The organism is Arcicella rosea (assembly GCF_040543805.1).
In the GTDB taxonomy this organism is placed as follows: domain Bacteria; phylum Bacteroidota; class Bacteroidia; order Cytophagales; family Spirosomataceae; genus Arcicella; species Arcicella rosea.
This window is the reverse complement of record NZ_JBEUMS010000008.1, coordinates 152,840-172,801: the sequence shown is the minus strand read 5'-3', so window position 1 is coordinate 172,801 and position 19,962 is coordinate 152,840. Positions and strand designations below refer to the sequence as shown.

The window sequence follows — 19,962 nt, the reverse complement described above, 5'->3', positions numbered from 1 at the left end:
CCATGAATAAGAAAACCTTCCCAACTACTCCGCTAGGGAGAATTAAATTGTTCTTTACTTTTTTTGATTCACGTTGGGAAGACCTAACAAAGGAAAACTGGCTAACAATTGTTTACAGAGATTTCAGTGCAGGTTTGATTGTAGCAATGACCGCCATCCCGATGGCAATGGGTTTTGCGATGGCAATGGGCATGCGTCCCGAACATGGTATTGTTGCAGGAGCTTTAGCTTGTACAATTGGTAGAACATTCGGTGGTTCAAAATATCAGGTTTATGGTCCTACTGCTGCTTTTATTCCAGTGATTGCTAGCTTGATGACGAAGTATGGTCCAAGTAATGGTGGGGTTTTCGAAACGGCTCATGGTTTTTTAATCTTGGTATCCATCATAGCGGGTATAATCTTAATCATTATGGGTATATTTGGCTTTGGCAGATTTGCCAAACTCGTACCTAATTCAATCATTGTTGGTTTTACTGTAGGTATTGCCTTAGTGATTGCACTCACAAATCTTGAAGACATTTTGGGTATTGAGTCTTTTTCTGACTTATTAGGAGGACAAGAAGAAAGTCTAAGTGGAGGATTCATCCATAATATCAGTACTGCTTTTAATAATTTACATTTGATTAACGGCTGGTCGATTTTATTAGGCGTTATGACCTTCGCTTTAACCAAAATACTTTTACGAATTTCAATTTTCATTCCTGGACCAGTCATTGCAATGAGTTCAGCTACGGTACTGTCCGCCACAGTACTTCAAGACAAAAACATTATTTTGGTAAAAGACCTTTATGGTTCTATTCCAAATAATTTTTTCAAATTCACAATGCCCATTTTACCAGCGTTGAATAGTTCAGTCATCATCGACATCGTTTATTATGTAGCTGCTATTGTATTTGTTTCGGGCGTTGAAAGTATTCTATGTTCATCAATGGCTGATAAATTAGCCAATAATGACAGAACACCTTTTAATCCAGACAAAGAATTTTTCGGGCAAGGATTAGTACAAATCATTACACCGCTGTTACAAGGTTTTCCATGCACAGGTGCTTTAGCTAGAACCGCAACAAGTATTAAAGCTGGCGCACAAACGCCATTGGCAGGTTATTTCAAAGCAATTTTGAAATTATCTATGGCATATTATTTAGCAAAATATCTTGAGCTCATCCCAATGGCATGTATTGGTGGAATATTGGTTTGGGTCTCAACCAATATGATTAAGCCTTCGGAAATTAAAGAAATAAAACATTTAGGCAAATTTGAATTTTCAATGATGATTTATACCGCCGTGATGGTTCCTGTAACTGATTTTTTAACTGGCGTATTATCAGCTTTGATTATTTACTTTATCGTTAAAAAAGCATTCAAAAGAAGAATACAAGCCCAAAGCTAATTTTGAATTACAAGCATAAACTTTCATCAGCAAACCACAAAAGAAGAAGCACGTTTTACAAGAACGTGCTTCTTTGTTTATTTTTATTCTTGAAATAATATGTTATTTTTAATAATTGTAATTTCAAGGAGTTAATGCTTTGATAATAACTATAATATAAAAAATACAACCATGAAATTAGGTGCATTTTCAGTAAGTTTAAGTGTTAAAGACCTTGAAACTTCAAAACAATTTTATGAAAACCTTGGCTTCTCGGTTTTTGCAGGTGACCTTTCAAAAAATTACCTTATCATGAAAAATGGGAACGCCTTAATTGGGCTTTTCCAAGGAATGTTTAAAGGCAATATTTTGACGTTTAATCCGGGTTGGGATGAAAATGCGAGTACTTTAGAAGAATTTGATGATGTCAGAGAAATTCAGCGACAGTTAAAAAGTAAAAATATTGCATTAGCCTCCGAAGCCGATGAACAAACGACTGGCCCTGCAAGTATTTTTGTAACTGACCCTGACGGAAATGTCATTCTATTTGATCAACATATTTAGGAACAAGTATGCTAAACTATTGAATTAAACCCATAAGGATTATTTACATAATTATCTAGTAATGAAACCCTTACCTTAAAATCCTTATAGGTTTATAAATACTTAGATTATATTATTTCAAACATTAATTAATAACCTACAGCAGTATCGTCTGCTCTAACATCCGCTCCACCTTCATAAGTACCATCTGGTAAAACCAAAATACAGTCCATTCTACCAATCGTATTTTTTTGTGAATCTAGTTTATAACCTCTTTCTCGCATTCTAATTAAGGTTTTTTCGGTAAAAGCTCCTTCTTCAAAAGTAGTTCTGTCGGGCATCCATTGATGATGAAAACGAAGTGCATCAACCGCCTGTTGCATCGACATTTGATGTTCAGCAACATTTAAAAATACTTGAAAAACTGAAGTAATAATGGTTGAACCACCCGGAGTCCCCAAAACCATCAGTAATTTCCCATCTTTCTCTACGATTGTTGGTGTCATTGAAGAAAGCATTCTTTTATTGGCAGCAATGGCATTGGCTTCATTTCCGATTAATCCATAAACATTTGGTACTCCTGGTTTAATAGAAAAATCGTCCATTTCATCATTCATTAAAAAACCCGCTCCATCCACTACTACTTTGCTTCCATAAGAACCATTCAAAGTAGTGGTAATCGAAACGGCGTTTCCTTCTTTATCAACAAAAGATGAATGCGTAGTTTCTGGACTTTCGTAACCAATAATATCTCCGCCTTTTACAATTTTACTATCTGTTGCCTGAGTAAATTGGAAATCTTGCCAGCGTTTCTTTAAATATTCAGCATCTAATAATTCTTTCTGGGGTACTTTTACAAAATCTGGGTCGCCCAACCATTTTGAACGGTCAGCATACACACGGCGCTCTGCTTCAATCATTACTTGTGTGGTAGAATCACTATGCCAACCCCATTTTTGGAGTGGATAAGGTTCTACAAATTTCAATAATTGTAAAAGAGCTATTCCTCCACTTGAAGGCGGTGGCATAGAAATCACTTTCAAGTTTTTGTACTTCCCAATTACGGCTTCACGCCAAACAGCATGATAATTATCTAAATCTTTCTGAGTGATAATTCCTCCTCCTCTTTTCATTTCTGCTAAAAGTAATTTAGCAGTTTCACCTTCATAAAAACCTTTTCTTCCTTGCTCCTGAATCAATCGAAGCGTTTTAGCTAAATCTTTCTGAATCAATATTTCACCTTCCTTCCATTTAGCCGTGTCGGTTTTCATGAAGTACTTCTTCGTTGGATTATATTTCAACAAATCTGCTTTAACATTATTTAAACCTCTGGCTTCTCTGGCTGTTAGTTTTACGCCATTTTCTGCTAAATCAATCGCTGGTTGTAATACTTGTTTCCACGAAAGTTTACCAAAACGTTTATGAGCTTGTTCTAGACCATCTACAGAACCAGGCGTTCCACTAGCTAAATGCCCTACCCAACTTGGTTGACCAGCTTTTATATTTTTATTTTCATCTAAATACATATCTCTACTGGCATTTTCAGGCGCTTTTTCACGATAATCTAAGGTATAACTTTGCCCATTTTTATCACGATAAACCAAGAAACCACCACCACCGATATTTCCAGCTGCAGGATGCACCACAGCTAAAGCAAATTGTGTCGCCACGGCGGCATCAATCACATTGCCACCTTGTTTTAAAATATCAGCACCCACTTGCGAAGCTACAGGATGAGTAGCTGTTATCATCCCATTTTTACCATAAACAGAAGCTTTTTTGGCAAAGAATGGCGAGGCATTCGGGTCTTCATTTGTAAATTGATAAAAGCCTTGATTTTCAGCAGGTTTTTGAAGAGTAATATTCTGCGAGTTGGGTTGCGTAGTTTTGCAAGCGACCAAACCTAAAAAGCATATTGATAAAGTAAGTAAATATTTTGAATTCATATTTGTTGATTTTTTATTTTCAATTTACAGAATTCGAAGAATTTAAGCAATTAAAATATGTAAACACGATAGGATAAAATCATTTTCACACTCTGTAATTTTCCAAAAACCTAATCCACTTATATTAATAGATAATATTATTTTTGGTTAAATCACATTTTGTGGTGCTATTTGCACAAACAATCATCGCTTTTAAGCTGTTATTTACTGGCATGAGAATTTACTATTTTGTAGTATTCGTTCTTTACACAACATCCAATGAAACCAACCTCAAATAGCTATTTTAAAAAAGCACTAATCATTTGCCTATATGGTTTGATTGGGCTTTTGGTATTGCTGACGATTATTGGATTATGGGGATTAAAGCCTTTATTAACAAAACGCATTCAACATGCTGTTTTAACAGCTACTAATAACTTATACTATCTTGATTTTCAAAATATCCAGTATGATTTCACTACAGGCGAAGCCAAATTATCAGGAGTAACTTGTCAGGCTGACTCAACATTATACAGTCAGCTAAGAAGTAATAAACAGATGCCTGACAATATTTATCAAGCCGAAATAAAAGAAATCCATCTGAAGGGAATAAAACCTTGGAAAATTGTTTTCTCATCAAAACTAAACCTTGAATCTATCAGTATCAAAGAGCCAATCATACAAATTACTCATCAAAAACAGGTTTATAATTCTTTTAAAACAGCTGCGCCATTTCATGTTATTCTTTCAAAATTTGTAAAATCATTTTCAGTAGATAAAGTGAGTTTAGACAATATAAACTTTACTTATACAGACCACTCTAAGCCTGAAATTCCTCGAACCAGCAAAGTAGAACATTTAGACATTGAACTCTCTGATTTACAAATAGATTCGGCATCACATAATGATAAAAATCGATTTTATTACATGAAAGAATGTATTTTTAAGCTAGAAAAACTAGAAATACTTACTGAGGATTCATTAAATAAATTTAAAATCAGGGAATTGCTTTTCTCTACTAAATCACGCTTATTATCAATTAAACATCTTGAATTCGACCCTCTTTTTAAACCAATAATTTACGGTAACAAAACTCATGGCGACGACAGAATAAAGATTGTTTGTCAAGATATTAAGCTGGAAGCAATTGATTTATTCAAACTTTTTGAAGAAAAAAAGATTTATGCCAACAACCTTTTTATTAATCAGGGAAAGATTAATGTGTTTACTGATACCCGTATTTTTAGAATCCCACCGAGAGCCAAGTATCGCCCTTTCCCACATGAAGCATTTAGGAAATGGCAACTTAAATTTATGATTGATACCATATCATTGAGTCGTTTTAAAATCACTTATTCTGAATATAATCCAGAAACCAGATTAGTAGGCAACGTGATATTTGCCCAAACGAATGGTAAAGTATTCAACTTTACGAATGACTCTATTCAATTACAAAAAAATCCGCATTGCTTAGTTTTGTTACAAGGAAAATTAATGGACAAAGCCAATGTAAATATCAATTTCAACTTTAATGTAGCAGCACAAAAAGGAGATTTTACTTGTAGCGGAAAAGTATTGAATATGGCAATAGCCAATGTAAATCAGGTAACGGAGGCTTTGGTGATGGCAAAAGCAAAAGAAGGTTTTATTTCGTATTTTGCGTTTAAGATGAACGGAAATAAGTTTGGATTGACGGGTTCGACAACGATGTTGTACGAAGATTTGAATGTAATGATTTATAAATTTCCACCGAAGAAAGGCATATTCAAAAAACGGAAATTACTTTCTTTTATCGCCAATACTTTTGTCATCAAAGAAAGTAATCCCATTAGAAAAAAACCTGCTAGAATCGCTAAAATCAATTACAGAAGACTCCCAAACAAACCTTTTTTTTATACGCTATGGAAAGGTCTGCTTGAAGGAATTAAAGGTTCAGTGATTTAGCTTTGGGTTGTTGTTAATATAAACATCTCAATAAACAAAAAACACCTGATAGACTAAAATCCATCAGGTGTTTTTGTTTGAAATAATATGCAACCAAATGATGTTACTTCATAATTCAAAACTCATAACTGCTACCTATCTTCCTCCCGGAGGGCAATATTGTTTTAAATAATTAGTAAACAAAGTATTCAAATGGGCACGAGTACCTTCGCCTTCATAAATTCCATGCGAACGGTTTGGATATGCCATGAACTGAAATTGTTTATTATATTTAATTAATTCATTGACTAATTGTTCTGCATTTTGATAATGAACGTTATCATCACCTGTTCCGTGGATGTACAATAAATTTCCTTTCAAGTTTTTAGCATAAGTAATCGGCGAGCCATTTACAAAATCTTCACGGTTTTCTTGTGGAATACCCATGTATCTTTCTTGATAAATATTATCATACGAAAGTTGATTCGCTACCGCAGCAACTGCAATTCCTGTTTGATAAATTTCTGGATATTGGAAAAGTAAATTCAAAGTAGTTGAACCTCCACCGCTCCAACCATGAACCGCTACTCTTGTTGGGTCGATGTATTTATTTTTCAATAATTCTTTGGCTGCCATCGCTTGGTCACGGATATTGATTTGACCAATTTTACGATAAATCGCTTTTCTCCATTCACGTCCTTTTGGTGAAGGCGTTCCACGTCCATCAATCGAAACATAGATATAACCATCTTTCGCCATATCGCCACTGTATAATCCATTTGAACCTGCCGAATAAGTATCTTTCACCGTTGCCGAAGCTGGTTCTGTATAAACCATAAATACAATTGGATACTTTTTAGTAGAATCAAAATCATAAGGTTTTACCATCCAAGCATCTACAGTGATATTATCTTCCGTTTTGATTTTCAAGAATTCTACTTTATTTTTTCTTGGTTTTTGTTTTGCAATTTTCGCATCAATACTCTCTGCTTCGTTAAATGGTTTATGTTCTGGCAAAGAAATCATTTCACTTACTGGATTCACCACTGAGCTTGTAAAACGATGTTGTGCAAACTTACCTGTAGGAGAAATATTATAACTATGCGTTCCCGCTTGGTTCAAAGGTGATACTCTTTCAGCTTTACCTTTTCCGTCTAAAGTAGTTTTATATAAATACTGCTGCGTAGCATTTTCTGGCGAAGCCGTGAAATAAATAACATTAGATGTTTCATCGAAAGCTAATAAATTAATCACATCATAGTCGCCTACAGTAATCAATTTCTCTTTGCCATCTTTTCCAACAATGTATAAATGATTCCAACCATCTTTTTCTGATTGCCAGATAAAATCTTTGCCATTTTTCAACCAATCCCAACCTACAGATTCTCCGCCACGGTTATTTACATTTACCCAAGCTTTGTCAGATTCACTATAAAATGTTTTTGCTTCTCCTGTTTTGATATTACAAAGCATCAATTTTGTTTCGTTTTGCTTGCGTGGTAATTGTTGAATAATGATTTCAGATGAATTACCAGCCCATTCCATTTTTGGAATATAATTGTTGGTCGATTCACCCGGTACTTTCATCCAAATTGTTTTGGCTGTAGCAATATCAACTACTCCTACTTTACAAGCCGAAGGCTTCTCTCCTACTTTTGGATATTCTACAGGAATGATTTGCGAATAAGTAGAATCTGTAGTATTCAACATAAAATAATCACGAATGGTATTCGCATCAATCTGCCAATAAGCAACTGATTTACTATCTGGACTCCAACGAAAACCATCTCTACAATCAAATTCTTCTTCATAAACCCAGTCGAAAGTACCGTTGATTAACTTCGTCGTTCCGTCTTTCGTCAAAGCTTTGATTTTGTTAGTAGCAAGGTCTTCTACATAAATATTATGTTTTGAAACATAAGCTACTTTTGAACCATCTGGCGAGAATTTCGCAAACATCAATGATGATTCTGGCATTGTTTTACCCAATTGTTTGAATTCTTTGGTAGCCAAATTAAGTACCCAATAATCGCCACGAGTATCTTGTCGCCATACTCTTTTGCTGTTGGTGTAAATCAACACCTTTTTTGCATCTTCAGAAAAAGCATAACTTCTGATAGCCAAAGCTTTTGTTTGTCCTTTAGGAATCAATAAATCAGCAGTAACAATCGTAGTTTTTTGTAAAGAGGGAAGACTTACTCTTGAGATTTGGCTACCTTCCAAAAGCGTATAAGAAGTGCCGTCGGTATCCCAATTAATGCCTTGTGCGAACAATCCTGCGGGAATAAGTATCAGGATTAGCAATAGTTTAGTGAAGTGTTTTTTGTTCATGATTTTTAATTGATGAATGAAAGACGAAAATAAGAAAAACATTTTGCTTATGATGAGAATTGCTGAATAAAGATTTGGAGTAATTTGAGTAAGTAAACTCATTTTAAAGCGACTATTGTCCCAACCCCTCTCCTTTTGAACTATGGTTTATACATAAGTTTATAGAACTCACTAACTCTTTAAATGAAGATATAAAGCTGATAGAGATTGGTTTAAATCGTAGTTAAAACCTCATCCCCCAGCCCCTTCTCCTGTAGAGAAGGGGAGCAGACTTTGGGGTCGAAGTCTCCCCTCTCAACAGGAGAGGGGTCGGGGGTGAGGTCTTATGTCATAATTCATAACTCCTATCCAACATCCTATATTCATTGGGTTGTAAATCTCCTAAAGTAACATTCCCAATTCTAATTCTGATAAGTTCCAATACTTCATAATGCAATTGGTAACACATCCTTCTGATTTGTCGATTCAGTCCTTGTACCAGAATGATTTTAAAAGTAAAGTCATTGATTTTTTCAAGCTGACAAGGCAAAGTTGTTTTACCCATGATTTTAATTCCGCCAGACATTCGGGCGATAAATTCTTCATCAATTACTTTATCGACCGTCACCAAATACTCTTTTTCGGTTTGATGTTCTTTGCGAAGGGTTTTATCAAAAAGGCGACCGTCGTTTGTCAATAATAACAATCCTTCTGATTCTTTGTCCAATCTACCCACAGGGAAAATATCTTCAAAAGGCAAAAGAGCTTTTAAGTTATCTGTAATATCTGTATTAAGCGTTGTTTCGATGCCACGAGCTTTGTAGAAAGCCAAGTAAATCATCTTTTTACCTTCTTTGATGATTGAATGGTTGTAGATTACTTCATCTTCCATTTCGATAATTATATTCTCATTGACCACCAAACCATTGACGATTATCTCTCCTGATTGAATCAGCGATAAAGCCATTTTATTAGAAATTTGAAGACGTTTAACTAGTAAATATTGAAGACGATTTCTGAAAGTCATTGGGTTGACAGAAGATTTTTAAATGCAAGATACAAGAATTTCAAGGAATGAATTATTGAAATATTTATATTTTCGCTCTTGAAAAAGAGTTTTGTAGGGTAGAAATAAACATTTTAACCATTGAAAAACTATTTTGTAAGGTAGAAATAAATATTTTAACCCTTGAAAAACTATTTTGTAAGGTAGAAATAAACTTTTTAACCCTTGAAAAACTATTTTGTAGGGTAGAAATAAACTTTTTAACCCTTGAAAAACTATTTTGTAAGGTAGAAAAATATATTTTAACCCCTGAAAAATTATTTTGTAAGGTAGAAAAATATATTTTCACCCCTGAAAAATTTCACTTATCACTCTCCCATTTTTGAGGTTCGTTTCCTCAGTCATTTAATTTCCGTAAAACTAAATTATTAAAACTAATGGATAGAGTCATTAGGCAATTGGTTTATTAATTGACATTGTATACTTTTAGGAAAAAACGTGAGTATGCGTATATTTATGAGTTAATAACATATTATATGGAACACCAAAAAGTAAACAGAAATAAAAACGTAACACAAGAGGATTTGGAGAGTTTCTTTCAAAATTTAATTGCCCTCGAAAAACTCTTTATTAAAGAATCAGAAATTTTCCTTAACATTGGTAGAGAAAATAGTCATATCTATACAATGGACATATTTATTTGTGCAATAGTTAATAGAGCAATATCATTAATGAATGGTTTTATTACTTTAGCAAATAATAACAATTATATTTCTGCTGTTCCTTTAATCCGTCTTCAAGTGGACAATTGTTTAAGGTTTTATGCTGCAACTTTAGTAAAAGACCACGACGACTTTTTTTTAAAATATTTAGATGACACTCATATTCGTAATATCAAAGATTTTAAAGGTAATAAAATGACAGACAAATATCTTGTTGAAAAGCTTAACAAAGAAGTTTTCCCAGGTATCTATAATCTATATGTAAACACCTCAGGATATATTCATTTTAGTAAGGAACACTCTTTTTTACAGACAGAGATAAACTCAACTGAAAATAGAAAAATATTAACAAAAATTGGACAGTTTGACTTCTTTGCCATTGACCAAAAAGTAGATTTCACATACAATATGTTAAAAGCAAGTGAATTTTTATTTACACTTACTGAAAGTTGGAAATTTCAAAAGACAAAAATTGAAGCCAAATTTTCTCAATAAATCTGTAGCCACTTTACCCTCGCTGTTCCAAGCCTTTTTTTGACGCAGACTCAGTCTGCAAGTGTAAGTACTTTCCAATAAATTAGAACATTATTTAATTGGTCATCTTAGCAATAATTTCAAATGGACTATTTACAAAAAATTATTGGAGACTTTGAGATTCACTTAGTAGAAGGAATTAAGGAATGTTTTGAAAATGGTATTGACCCAAACCTAATACACAAAGACAAACCTCTTGTTTATGAAATGATAAACATGTATTTACGAAGTCCTCAATTCAAAGACTGCATCAAAGCTTTTGTAGATTATGGTTTAAAATTTGACGACAAAGTATTATTGTCCGTTTTACTTGATGATGCAAAAACACTTGACAAACTTCTGACTAATGACAAAACATTATTACACAAAAAATATTCATTAGACTGCACTTTTACTCCTCTGTATGAAGCATCCCTTTTACATATTTGTGCAGAATATAATCATTTGTCATCTGCTAAAATTCTTGTAAATCATGGAATTGACATCAATAACAAAGCTGGATTTGACAATTACGGATTTGGAGGACAAAGCCCAATTTTCCATACCGTTAATCAACATGCAAATGCTTGCTTCGATGTAATGGAATATCTTGTTTCACAAAATGCAGACTTATCATTAACAGTACAGGGACTTATATGGGGAAAAGGTTATGAATGGGAAACATTTATTCCTTCTGTAAATCCAATAAGTTATGCCATGATGGGATTACTTAGACAATTTCAAAGAACGGAGCAACAAATTTATAAAGTAGTCTCTTTATTGTTAAAAGCAGAATATGGGACTGAATATTTCCCTAAGAATGTCCCTAATAAATATTTAAGCAATTAACAAAACATTGTATTTCGCCCTCCTTAGACTTATCTCTACAGTCATTTAAACAGCCCAAAAGACAAGAAAAAAGAAAACCTTTTCATGGATTTAATTTAGTTAGAAAAAGCAATGTAAATTTGACTTTCTAATCAATCTGTTAAACCATGAAAAACAATGCTTAAAAAACACAATCTTTTACTATTAATGCTTCTATTAATAGTCCCTTCCACGCTATTCTCACAGAATGTTACGAATAACAATGCTGTAATACCACGAATGCGGGTAATTGTTGATAATGATTTCAGTGGCGACCCTGACGGACTCTTCCAGCTTGCACATCTTTTACTCTCTCCTTCTGTAGAAATAAGAGGAATTATTGGTTCGCATTTAAGTGTGGGAGATGGTTTCGACCCTTCTAAAACACAAGCAGAGAATGCGGCAAGTAAAGCAAAAGAATTATTGCAAGTAATGGCTGTTAAAAACAATATTCCTGTTTTTGCGGGTTCAAATACTGCCATGCTAAATGATAGTACGCCTGTAAAAGATGAAGCAGTGAATTTTATTATCCAAGAAGCTTTACGGACGGATACTAAATTGCCTTTATATATACTTTGTGGAGCAGGTTTAACAGAGATTGCTTCAGCAGTTTTAACGAATCCACAAATTGCGAATAAATTAACATTAGTTTGGATTGGCGGTCCAGAATATAACGATTTAGCGTTACCTCCTCCCAATTTTTCTGACCCTGAATATAACCTTAAAATAGATATTTCGGCAGGAGCAGTTATTTTCAATAAATCAAATATTTCTATCTGGCAAGTACCAAGAAATGCTTATCGTCAATGTTTGATTTCATATAATCAGTTACTGACAAAAGTAAAATCTAAAGGAAAAACTGGAAATTATTTGGTTACGATTTTAGAGAATTTAATGAAGAGAATCCAACCATATTATAATATTGGCGAAACTTATGTATTAGGTGACAGCCCTTTAGTATTATTAACAGCTCTGCAATCATCTTTTGAAGCTGATCCATCATCTAGTAAGTATGTAATTAAATTAGCACCAAAAATCAACAAGCAGGGAGCTTACGAGTATAATCATAAAGGCAGAAATATTAGAGTTTACAATCATTTAGATACTTACTTAATGTTTGAAGACTTTTTTGCAAAATTAGAATTAGCGAATCAATAATGATTTCTTTAACGAATAGAGCAATTTTAAGAATCGTATTATCACAAAAATGCCCAGCTGAATGATTTCAACTGGGCATTTTTATATTAATTATTAAACCAGATTATGGGTTTGGAGCACAATCTTTGTTTACGTTAATTTCCGATTGCGGAATTGGCCAAATATAAGCTGGCGATGTTACTGGAATTGCAGCAATATTCGCTTTAGCAGGAAGTGGTAAATTATTACGTTGCAAATCAATTGAACGGAAACCTTCACCTAAGAATTCAATTCTTCTTTCTGTCAAAATTGCGTTTACTAAATCAGTTCCTGTAGCAAAATCAGCAGCTGTATAAGCAGTAGTTGAACGACCTCTAACAGCATTCAATAAAGCTAATGCCGAAGCATCAACGCTTGCACCCGCTAATCTAGCTTTCGCTTCAGCAAGGTTAAGCAATACTTCAGCATAACGTAATACTGGAACAAAATCTTTATGAACAGGACCCGTTGGATATTTAGTTAGACGGAAACGACCAGCATCACTTGCAAAATCATTTTTCACAAAATTGGTACGTCTAGCATCAGTAGCACTGAAAGCTGCATTTCCTAAAATACCAGCAGGGTTTAATGAGAAGTCACCAATACCAATTAATGGTAAATAATAACTAGCTAAACCATTTTGAGTACCTGGTAAGTCGTTATCACCCATTGGAAATGAGAAAATAGATTCAACCGTTGTATATGGTGCTGCAAAAACCGAAGCAACTGATGCTTGTAAAGCATTCGCTACACCAGTACCTGCTTTAAATGGAGCAGTAGCTGATACAATTTTATTAGCTTCAGTAACGACATCTGCCCATTTACCCATTGTTAAATAAGCACGTACTTTCATGGCAATCGCACTGTTTTTATGAGCACGAGTAGTGTTCAAAGCAGCCGACGCATAAGTAGCAGGAAGGTTTTGCTCAGCATAAGTTAAATCAGAAATGATTTGAGTATATACTTCAGCAACCGTACTTCTTTTCAAATTATTATTACCACTACCAACTTCGCCAGTCAAACGCAAAGGTACACCTAAGCTTGCACCAGCATCTTTAGTATATGGTTGAGCATAAGTATTTACCAAAGAATAGTAAATCAAAGCTCTTAAAAATCTAGCTTCGGCCTTGTATTGTGTTGCCAAAGTAGCATCAATAACACCAGCGTTTTTATCTAAACCTTCAGCAAACAAGTTAGCACGGTTAACTGCTAAATATGCAGCATTCCACATGTTTGTTGGCTCATTTGATGAAGAGTTGTTAGTATGGTTCCAAGTTTGTAAAGCAGTAACACCGTTTGATGTTACGTTCAAAAACTCTTCTCCACGTACATCGTTATAGATATAATAACGACCACCATAAAGTTGCCCCGATTTTGTACTTGAATACAAACCATTCACTTGAGCCAATACACGGTCAGGAGTTGAGAATGCTTGTAAATCAGATAAAGATGTAATCGGAGTTGGTTCAAGCAAACTTTTTTCATCACAAGCTAACACAGCTGTTAGCATCATGATAGAAGCCATCGATATTTTGATGGTTTTCCCTGTGTTTTTAAAAGTATTATTTATATTTTTTTTCATCTTAAAATCAATTTTAAAATTAGAAACTAACTGATAGACCAACTGTGTAAGTACGTGCTTGAGGTGTAGAGTTACGGTCAACACCAGGAGCAATGTTCGAGTTACGGTTTGTTGAAATTTCAGGGTCAGCACCAGAATATCCAGTAATAATGAAAGCATTTTGTACTTGAGCGTATAATCTAGCACTTGAGATTTTAGCTTTTTCTAATAAACCTTTCTTGAAAGTATATCCCATTGAGATATTACGCATACGGATAAAATCACCTTTTTCTACGTTTTCAGAAATTGGAGTAGATGAACCATTAGAGATGTTATCACCAAATACTAAACGTGGTACATTAGTAATATCACCTTCTTTTTGCCAACGAGTCAAGATCTCTGTGTGGTTGTTCCAAGCACGTTGGTCACGAAGACCCGCTTTTGTACCATTGTAAATATAGTTACCACCTGAGAATTGTAAGAAAACTCCTAAATCAAATGATTTGTATTTGAAAGTATTGTCTAAACCTCCGAAGAAAGTTGGGAAAGCTGTTCCCCAAACTTTACGGTCAGAACCAGTAATAGCAGGAGCAGTACCACTACCATCAACATAAGTCCATTTTCCTGGATGAGAATATTGTACTTCTTTACCAGCAGCATTTACAAAAATACGTTGTCCGTTTACAGGATTCACACCTCTTGTTTCTACTACGAAAATACTACCTACTGGATAACCAACACGAACGATGTTTGAACTTTCTAAACCACCAGTTTGAGCAATGATATCAGCATTGTTATTTGCCAAAGCAAGTACTTCATTAGAGTTAGCTGAGATGTTAAAGTTAGCATTCCAAGTAAAGCCTTTCTTTTCTAATACTAAAGCATTTAAAGTAAATTCCCAACCTTTATTCACCATCGAACCAATGTTTGTGTTGATTGAGTTGTTCGGTACACCACGTGAAGGAGCTTGTGGCTCTGCTAAAACTAAATCAGAAATATCGTTTTTGTAATAGTTAATTTCTCCAGAAATTCTGTCATTGAATAAACCATAGCTCAAACCAATATCTAATTTAGTACTTTGTTCCCATTTCAAGTTTGGATTTCCTGCTTGTGCAAACACCCAAGTTGGAGAAGAACCATATAAACCAGAACCAAATAAACTCAATGAAGCAAAATCACTTACACCAGTATTACCAACACGACCCCAGCTAGTACGTAATTTCAATTCGTTTACTGTATTCGCTAATGATGAGCCTTTCCAGAATTCTTCTTCAGATAAACGCCATCCCAAAGATGCACCAGGGAAGTTACCCCATTTATTGCCAGAAGCATAAGCAGAATATCCATCACGACGTAATGTGAATGAAGCAATGTATTTCTTGTCGTAATCGTAGTTCAAACGTCCAAAATAAGACATTAATCCATTTTGAGTTTGATAGTTACTACCTACTGTATTATTCACAAAACTACCTTGGAAACTAGTAAAGAATGGATCTGATACGTTGTTTCTTGAAGCACCCCAACGGTTAATTGTAAATTTCTGAGATTCAGTACCTACAACTACTGTAACGTTATTTTTTGCTACATCGAAATCGTATGTCAAATAGTTTTGGAAATTCCATTGTTTGATGTTTGTGTAAGCATTAGTAGCAATACCATTACTTCCACCACCTTCACCATGAACAGGGTTACTAAAGCTGATATCTTCAACCTGAGTATTGTCCATACCATAAGATGTTCTGAATACTAAGCCTTTGTACAATTTAACATCAGCAAAAACATTAGCAATTAAGTGCGCATTTTCAGAAGTAAATTTACTTAAATCCAAATCTGGAATTGGGTTATAGTATCCACCAGGACCAACCAAGTTATTACCTAAGCCCATATTGTTACCTGCTTTGTTGATGTTGTATGAACCATCAGCATTGTAAGGAGCAATGTTTGGAGCTAAAACCATTGGTAAACGACCTAAACCACCTGTAGAGAAAGCTCCAGTTGTACCAGTATTTGGCGATTGGTTAAAGCTGTTTGCATAAGTAATATTAGAACCTATCGTAATAAAGTCATTTAATCTATGAGATACGTTCATACGTCCTGTCATACGACTAAATGTATTTTTCTTAATCATACCATCTTGGTCAGTATAACCAACAGAGAATGAATACTTAGTATCTTTATTACCACCATTCAAACTCAAGTTATGGCTTTGAGAAATACCCGTTTGGTAAACATAGTCATACCAATTAGTATTCACTAAGCTTCCATCAGCATTGTATGAAGGGAAAAATTGATTAGCCAAACCAGCATTTTTAGAAGCCTCATTTTTAACATCCATGAACTGCTGAGCATCTAACATTTTAAACTTTCTGAATGCTTGAGTAGAACCCACCCAAGTATCATAAGTTAATTTAGCTCTACCTTCTTTTCCTTTTTTAGTAGTAACCAACATTACACCTGCAGCAGCTCTCGAACCATAAATAGCTGTAGCAGAAGCATCTTTTAGAATTTCAACCGATTCAATATCTGACGGGTTAATATCTCCAAGCGGGTTGTTTACGGTATAACCACCAGCAGAAACATCACCAGAGTTAATTGGCATTCCATCAATAACGATTAAAGGAGATGAACTTTGGTTGATTGAAGATGTACCACGTACACGAATCACTGGAGCATTATTCAATACACCATTTGGTGTAGTAATGTTAACACCCGATACACGACCTTGCAAACCTTGGTCGAATGACTGTAATGGCTGTGAAGCTATTTCTTTTCCTGAAACAGAAGCTACAGCACCAGTAATCACTTTTTTACTTTGAGTACCGTATCCCACAACAACAACTTCATTCAATTCAGAAATGTCTTGGTCTAATTGAACGTTGATTGTGCTTAATTTACCTACTTTTACTGAAGTAGCTTTAAAGCCTACAAAAGTAAATACCAATGTTTCACTTGGTGAAGCGTTGATTGTGAACACGCCATTCGCATTTGTTGTAGTTCCACGAGTAGAACCCTTAACAGATACGCTTACTCCTGGTAGCTCGGAGCCATTCTCAGACGTTGTAACTTTTCCTGTAATCTTACTCTGAGCAAAAAGTATGCTCACACTGAAGACCAACAGCATGGTAAGTAGAAGTCTCTTCTTCATGCAATAAAGGGGTTAATTTGTTGATGGTTATTACTTATACGTTACTGATTATTAACAAATGGTTAACAAAACCAGTATGTGAAAATATGTATTAACTGTTGTTAAAGCAACAGTTTTTTTAACATATAGGCATAAAAATAAAATAAATACAACAAAAAGAAAAATAAATACCATTATTTCACATATTCCAATAATTCCCTTCAACAATCATCTTTAGTAAAAAAACAATATCACAGAAGATTTATCCAGAAAACCACTAAAACAACCGTTCATTATATGGTTATTATTACTTATAGCCAAATATTATTTCATAGCCTAACTTGGGGTGGTCAAGTAGTTATACGTATTCATTGTTCATCATAAGCATTAAATAAATAGTATTATCTAATATTCTGAGTACTTTCTCTGTCTTTTTTACTTTTAAAAAAGGCAAAGTCCAATAAATAGAAAAGCCACTGCAATTTCTCACAGTGGCTTTTAGTATTTATTAATTTATTGAGATTAATTGCTTGGTTTAGCAATCTCAACATTTACTCTTTTCCCTTTGATAGAAGCACCTTCCATACGGTTCAATACAGTAGTTGCGTATTCTTTCGGAACGTCAACAAATGAATATTTATCGAAAATATTGATTTGACCTAAAGTGTTTCCAGGAATTCCTGACTCTCCAGCGAAAGCTCCTACGATATTAGCAGGAGAAATCTTTTCATCAAAACCAATGTTTACAAACATTCTTACCATGTTAGCATCCTGACGGTATGGTTTACCAGCTTTGTCTGTACGAGGGCCACGATCTTCAAAAGAACGTTGACGGTCGTTTGAACGACCACCAGAAGAACGGTCATCACGTGAGTTACCACGGTCAAAACGGCTACCCCCTTCTCTGTTTCCAAAACGATTTCCTGATTCACGATTTCCACCACGACCAGCATCTCTACTTCCGAAACGGTCGTTTCCACGATCATTTCTACGTGCATTGCGTTCTGCTTCTCCGTCTAAGTTTTCGTCAGCGAATTCGTTTTTAGCAACACCCATATTCATTTTTACTAAAGCAGCAATAATTTGCTCAGCAGTAAATCCTGAATGTTCTAATGAAGCATAAACATCACCGAACAATTCTAAATCACCTGCTTGGATAGTATTTTGAAGGCGTTCAATAAACATACCTTTTTTAACTCCTACTACATCCGAGAACGATGGAATAACACCTTTGTCAATTTTAACTTTAGTGTAATTCATGATGTCACGCAAACGGTTACGTTCTGAACCTACTACTAAAGTAAATGCTTTACCAGATTTACCAGCACGTCCAGTTCTACCGATACGGTGTACATAATATTCTTCATCTAATGGAATATCATAGTTAAATACTGCATCTACATCACTTACATCAATACCACGAGCAGCAACGTCAGTAGCTACTAAAATATTTACAACACCTGAACGGAATTTAGCCATTACATTAGTACGTTGTGCTTGGCGTAAATCTCCATGAAGACCTTCAGCTGCATAACCACGTAATACTAATTCTTCTACAACTTCGTCAACTTTTTTCTTCTGGTTACAGAACACTAAAGCTAATTTAACAGTATGTAAATCCATCAAACGAGTCATTACTTCTAATTTCGCTTTTCCTTTTACATCAAAGTATAATTGTTCGATGTTAGCATTAGTAATTTCGTTTTTCACTACTTTCACTAATTTAGGATTATTCTGATAACGAGTCGTTAATGCCATGATAGGCTTAGACATCGTTGCTGAGAAGAAAACTGTTTGACGGTCTTCGTTAGTTTCTTGTAAGATACTTTCGATATCTTCACGGAAGCCCATGTCTAGCATTTCATCTGCTTCGTCAAGAACTGCCATTTTAACATTTTCAAGTTTCAAAGCACGTCTTTCGATTAAATCGATAACACGTCCTGGCGTACCAACAACGATGTTTGCACCTGCTTTTAAAGACTTAATTTGACGTTCGATTGAATCACCACCGAATACAGTAGTTACCCAAACGCCTTTTTTGTATTTTGATAATTTTTTAATTTCTTCAGTTACTTGTACAGCCAACTCACGTGTTGGGCAAAGTACTAAACCTTGTACATATTTATCGAAAGCGATAACTTTGTCAATCATCGGAATACCAAATGCTGCAGTTTTACCTGTACCAGTTTGCGCTTGTCCGATTACGTCACGACCTTCTAATAAATAAGGAATTGCTTCTGATTGGATTGGTGAAGCAGTTTCGAACCCCATGTCCTTTACTGCATTTTTGATGTCTTCCGACACGGAAAGTTCATCGAATCTTAATCTTGTGATTTCACTCATGATTTTTCTAAAACGATTTCAAAGACGCAAACAAACCTAAAGAAATAGCTTTGGGAAACCGATTTCTTAATATAAGTTGCTTTCAATGATTTCGTTGCCTTTGTTTGTATAGCCTACCAAACGACATGAAGAAGATTGAGGGCATCGACCTGATGCTCCACTCGTTCCTGAGACTAAATTTGTAATTGATTTGAAATAATTGCTTTAATGATGCCTGAACATCCGTTAAAGCTCTGGGAGACCGACTTAGAACTGTAAAAAGTTCCTGAGAAGAATAGTTTCGTATCCAACGAAACGTACACAGAGACGTGCGGATGTTTTTTGTACTAATTTTCCACAAAGGTACGTCAATCTTTTTTATTCGCAAGTGTTTCTTGCATTTTTTTTAGAAAATAAAAAAAACAATTCCGGTTATTTAGCACAAATAGCTGCTATCTTTCATTAAAAGCCCTTTTATGAAAAATAAATAAATTGTAAATACCCAAGTTTTCACTAAAATAGCTATTAACCTTATTCGCTTTTCAAAAATTATTACAGAACCAAATAGATTTTTGAGAAATAAGTGAAAACTTTAACCAA

At 34.6% G+C, this 19,962-nt stretch carries 12 protein-coding genes; 6 read left to right on the top strand and 6 right to left on the bottom strand.

Going from position 1 to position 19,962, the window contains the following annotated elements:
• The first annotated feature begins 2 nt into the window (after nucleotides 1-2).
• Together ABID42_RS12475 and ABID42_RS12470 are read left to right on the top strand one after the other, a co-directional pair.
• Entirely contained in the window at nucleotides 3-1,391 is a 1,389-nt protein-coding gene (locus ABID42_RS12475) for a SulP family inorganic anion transporter (protein WP_367283933.1), read from the top strand.
• A 171-nt stretch (nucleotides 1,392-1,562) separates the two neighbouring features.
• Nucleotides 1,563-1,934 carry a VOC family protein gene (locus tag ABID42_RS12470; RefSeq protein WP_367283932.1) on the top strand — a complete coding sequence of 124 codons (372 nt, stop codon included), beginning with the start codon at nucleotides 1,563-1,565 and terminating at the stop codon, nucleotides 1,932-1,934.
• A gap of 128 nt (nucleotides 1,935-2,062) precedes the next feature.
• Here ABID42_RS12470 and ggt read toward each other — a convergent pair whose 3' ends face one another.
• Nucleotides 2,063-3,859 (bottom strand): gamma-glutamyltransferase, encoded by a 1,797-nt coding sequence (gene ggt / locus ABID42_RS12465; protein ID WP_367283931.1) that lies wholly within the window; start codon nucleotides 3,857-3,859, stop codon nucleotides 2,063-2,065.
• 258 nt (nucleotides 3,860-4,117) lie between these two features.
• Between ggt and ABID42_RS12460 the strand changes: the two genes are divergently transcribed.
• Entirely contained in the window at nucleotides 4,118-5,782 is a 1,665-nt protein-coding gene (locus tag ABID42_RS12460) for a hypothetical protein (protein WP_367283930.1), read from the top strand.
• A gap of 135 nt (nucleotides 5,783-5,917) precedes the next feature.
• On the opposite strand, the gene ABID42_RS12455 is transcribed toward ABID42_RS12460, so the two are convergent.
• Entirely contained in the window at nucleotides 5,918-8,092 is a 2,175-nt protein-coding gene (locus tag ABID42_RS12455; protein WP_367283929.1) for a S9 family peptidase, read from the bottom strand.
• Nucleotides 8,093-8,420: 328 nt separating this feature from the next.
• Nucleotides 8,421-9,098 (bottom strand): pseudouridine synthase, encoded by a 678-nt coding sequence (locus ABID42_RS12450; RefSeq protein WP_367283928.1) that lies wholly within the window; start codon nucleotides 9,096-9,098, stop codon nucleotides 8,421-8,423.
• A 515-nt stretch (nucleotides 9,099-9,613) separates the two neighbouring features.
• Between ABID42_RS12450 and ABID42_RS12445 the strand changes: the two genes are divergently transcribed.
• The 3 genes from ABID42_RS12445 to ABID42_RS12435 all read left to right on the top strand — a co-directional run bounded on the left by ABID42_RS12445 (nucleotide 9,614) and on the right by ABID42_RS12435 (nucleotide 12,337).
• On the top strand, nucleotides 9,614-10,294 hold the full coding sequence (locus tag ABID42_RS12445) for a hypothetical protein (RefSeq protein WP_367283927.1): 681 nt from the start codon (nucleotides 9,614-9,616) through the stop codon (nucleotides 10,292-10,294).
• Nucleotides 10,295-10,417: 123 nt separating this feature from the next.
• Nucleotides 10,418-11,161 carry an ankyrin repeat domain-containing protein gene (locus tag ABID42_RS12440; RefSeq protein ID WP_367283926.1) on the top strand — a complete coding sequence of 248 codons (744 nt, stop codon included), beginning with the start codon at nucleotides 10,418-10,420 and terminating at the stop codon, nucleotides 11,159-11,161.
• 156 nt (nucleotides 11,162-11,317) lie between these two features.
• Nucleotides 11,318-12,337, top strand: coding sequence for a nucleoside hydrolase (locus ABID42_RS12435; RefSeq protein WP_367283925.1), 1,020 nt, complete (start codon nucleotides 11,318-11,320; stop codon nucleotides 12,335-12,337).
• A 103-nt stretch (nucleotides 12,338-12,440) separates the two neighbouring features.
• Here the strand turns inward: ABID42_RS12435 and ABID42_RS12430 are convergent, their stop codons facing one another.
• From ABID42_RS12430 to ABID42_RS12420, 3 genes are all read right to left on the bottom strand, one after another.
• Nucleotides 12,441-13,937, bottom strand: coding sequence for a RagB/SusD family nutrient uptake outer membrane protein (locus tag ABID42_RS12430; RefSeq protein ID WP_367283924.1), 1,497 nt, complete (start codon nucleotides 13,935-13,937; stop codon nucleotides 12,441-12,443).
• 19 nt (nucleotides 13,938-13,956) lie between these two features.
• Nucleotides 13,957-17,061 (bottom strand): SusC/RagA family TonB-linked outer membrane protein, encoded by a 3,105-nt coding sequence (locus ABID42_RS12425; protein ID WP_367283923.1) that lies wholly within the window; start codon nucleotides 17,059-17,061, stop codon nucleotides 13,957-13,959.
• A 501-nt stretch (nucleotides 17,062-17,562) separates the two neighbouring features.
• Complete coding sequence (locus tag ABID42_RS12420; protein ID WP_323260924.1) at nucleotides 17,563-19,383, bottom strand: DEAD/DEAH box helicase; 1,821 nt, start codon at nucleotides 19,381-19,383, stop codon at nucleotides 17,563-17,565.
• Nucleotides 19,384-19,962 lie beyond the last annotated feature (579 nt).

Bases quoted from the DNA above. Each gene is read 5' to 3' on its own strand.
- ABID42_RS12475 (WP_367283933.1), top strand. From the start codon at position 3: ATGAATAAGAAAACCTTCCCAACTACTCCGCTAGGGAGAATTAAATTG.
- ABID42_RS12470 (WP_367283932.1), top strand. From the start codon at position 1,563: ATGAAATTAGGTGCATTTTCAGTAAGTTTAAGTGTTAAAGACCTTGAA.
- ggt (WP_367283931.1), bottom strand. From the start codon at position 3,859: ATGAATTCAAAATATTTACTTACTTTATCAATATGCTTTTTAGGTTTG.
- ABID42_RS12460 (WP_367283930.1), top strand. From the start codon at position 4,118: ATGAAACCAACCTCAAATAGCTATTTTAAAAAAGCACTAATCATTTGC.
- ABID42_RS12455 (WP_367283929.1), bottom strand. From the start codon at position 8,092: ATGAACAAAAAACACTTCACTAAACTATTGCTAATCCTGATACTTATT.
- ABID42_RS12450 (WP_367283928.1), bottom strand. From the start codon at position 9,098: ATGACTTTCAGAAATCGTCTTCAATATTTACTAGTTAAACGTCTTCAA.
- ABID42_RS12445 (WP_367283927.1), top strand. From the start codon at position 9,614: ATGGAACACCAAAAAGTAAACAGAAATAAAAACGTAACACAAGAGGAT.
- ABID42_RS12440 (WP_367283926.1), top strand. From the start codon at position 10,418: ATGGACTATTTACAAAAAATTATTGGAGACTTTGAGATTCACTTAGTA.
- ABID42_RS12435 (WP_367283925.1), top strand. From the start codon at position 11,318: ATGCTTAAAAAACACAATCTTTTACTATTAATGCTTCTATTAATAGTC.
- ABID42_RS12430 (WP_367283924.1), bottom strand. From the start codon at position 13,937: ATGAAAAAAAATATAAATAATACTTTTAAAAACACAGGGAAAACCATC.
- ABID42_RS12425 (WP_367283923.1), bottom strand. From the start codon at position 17,061: ATGAAGAAGAGACTTCTACTTACCATGCTGTTGGTCTTCAGTGTGAGC.
- ABID42_RS12420 (WP_323260924.1), bottom strand. From the start codon at position 19,383: ATGAGTGAAATCACAAGATTAAGATTCGATGAACTTTCCGTGTCGGAA.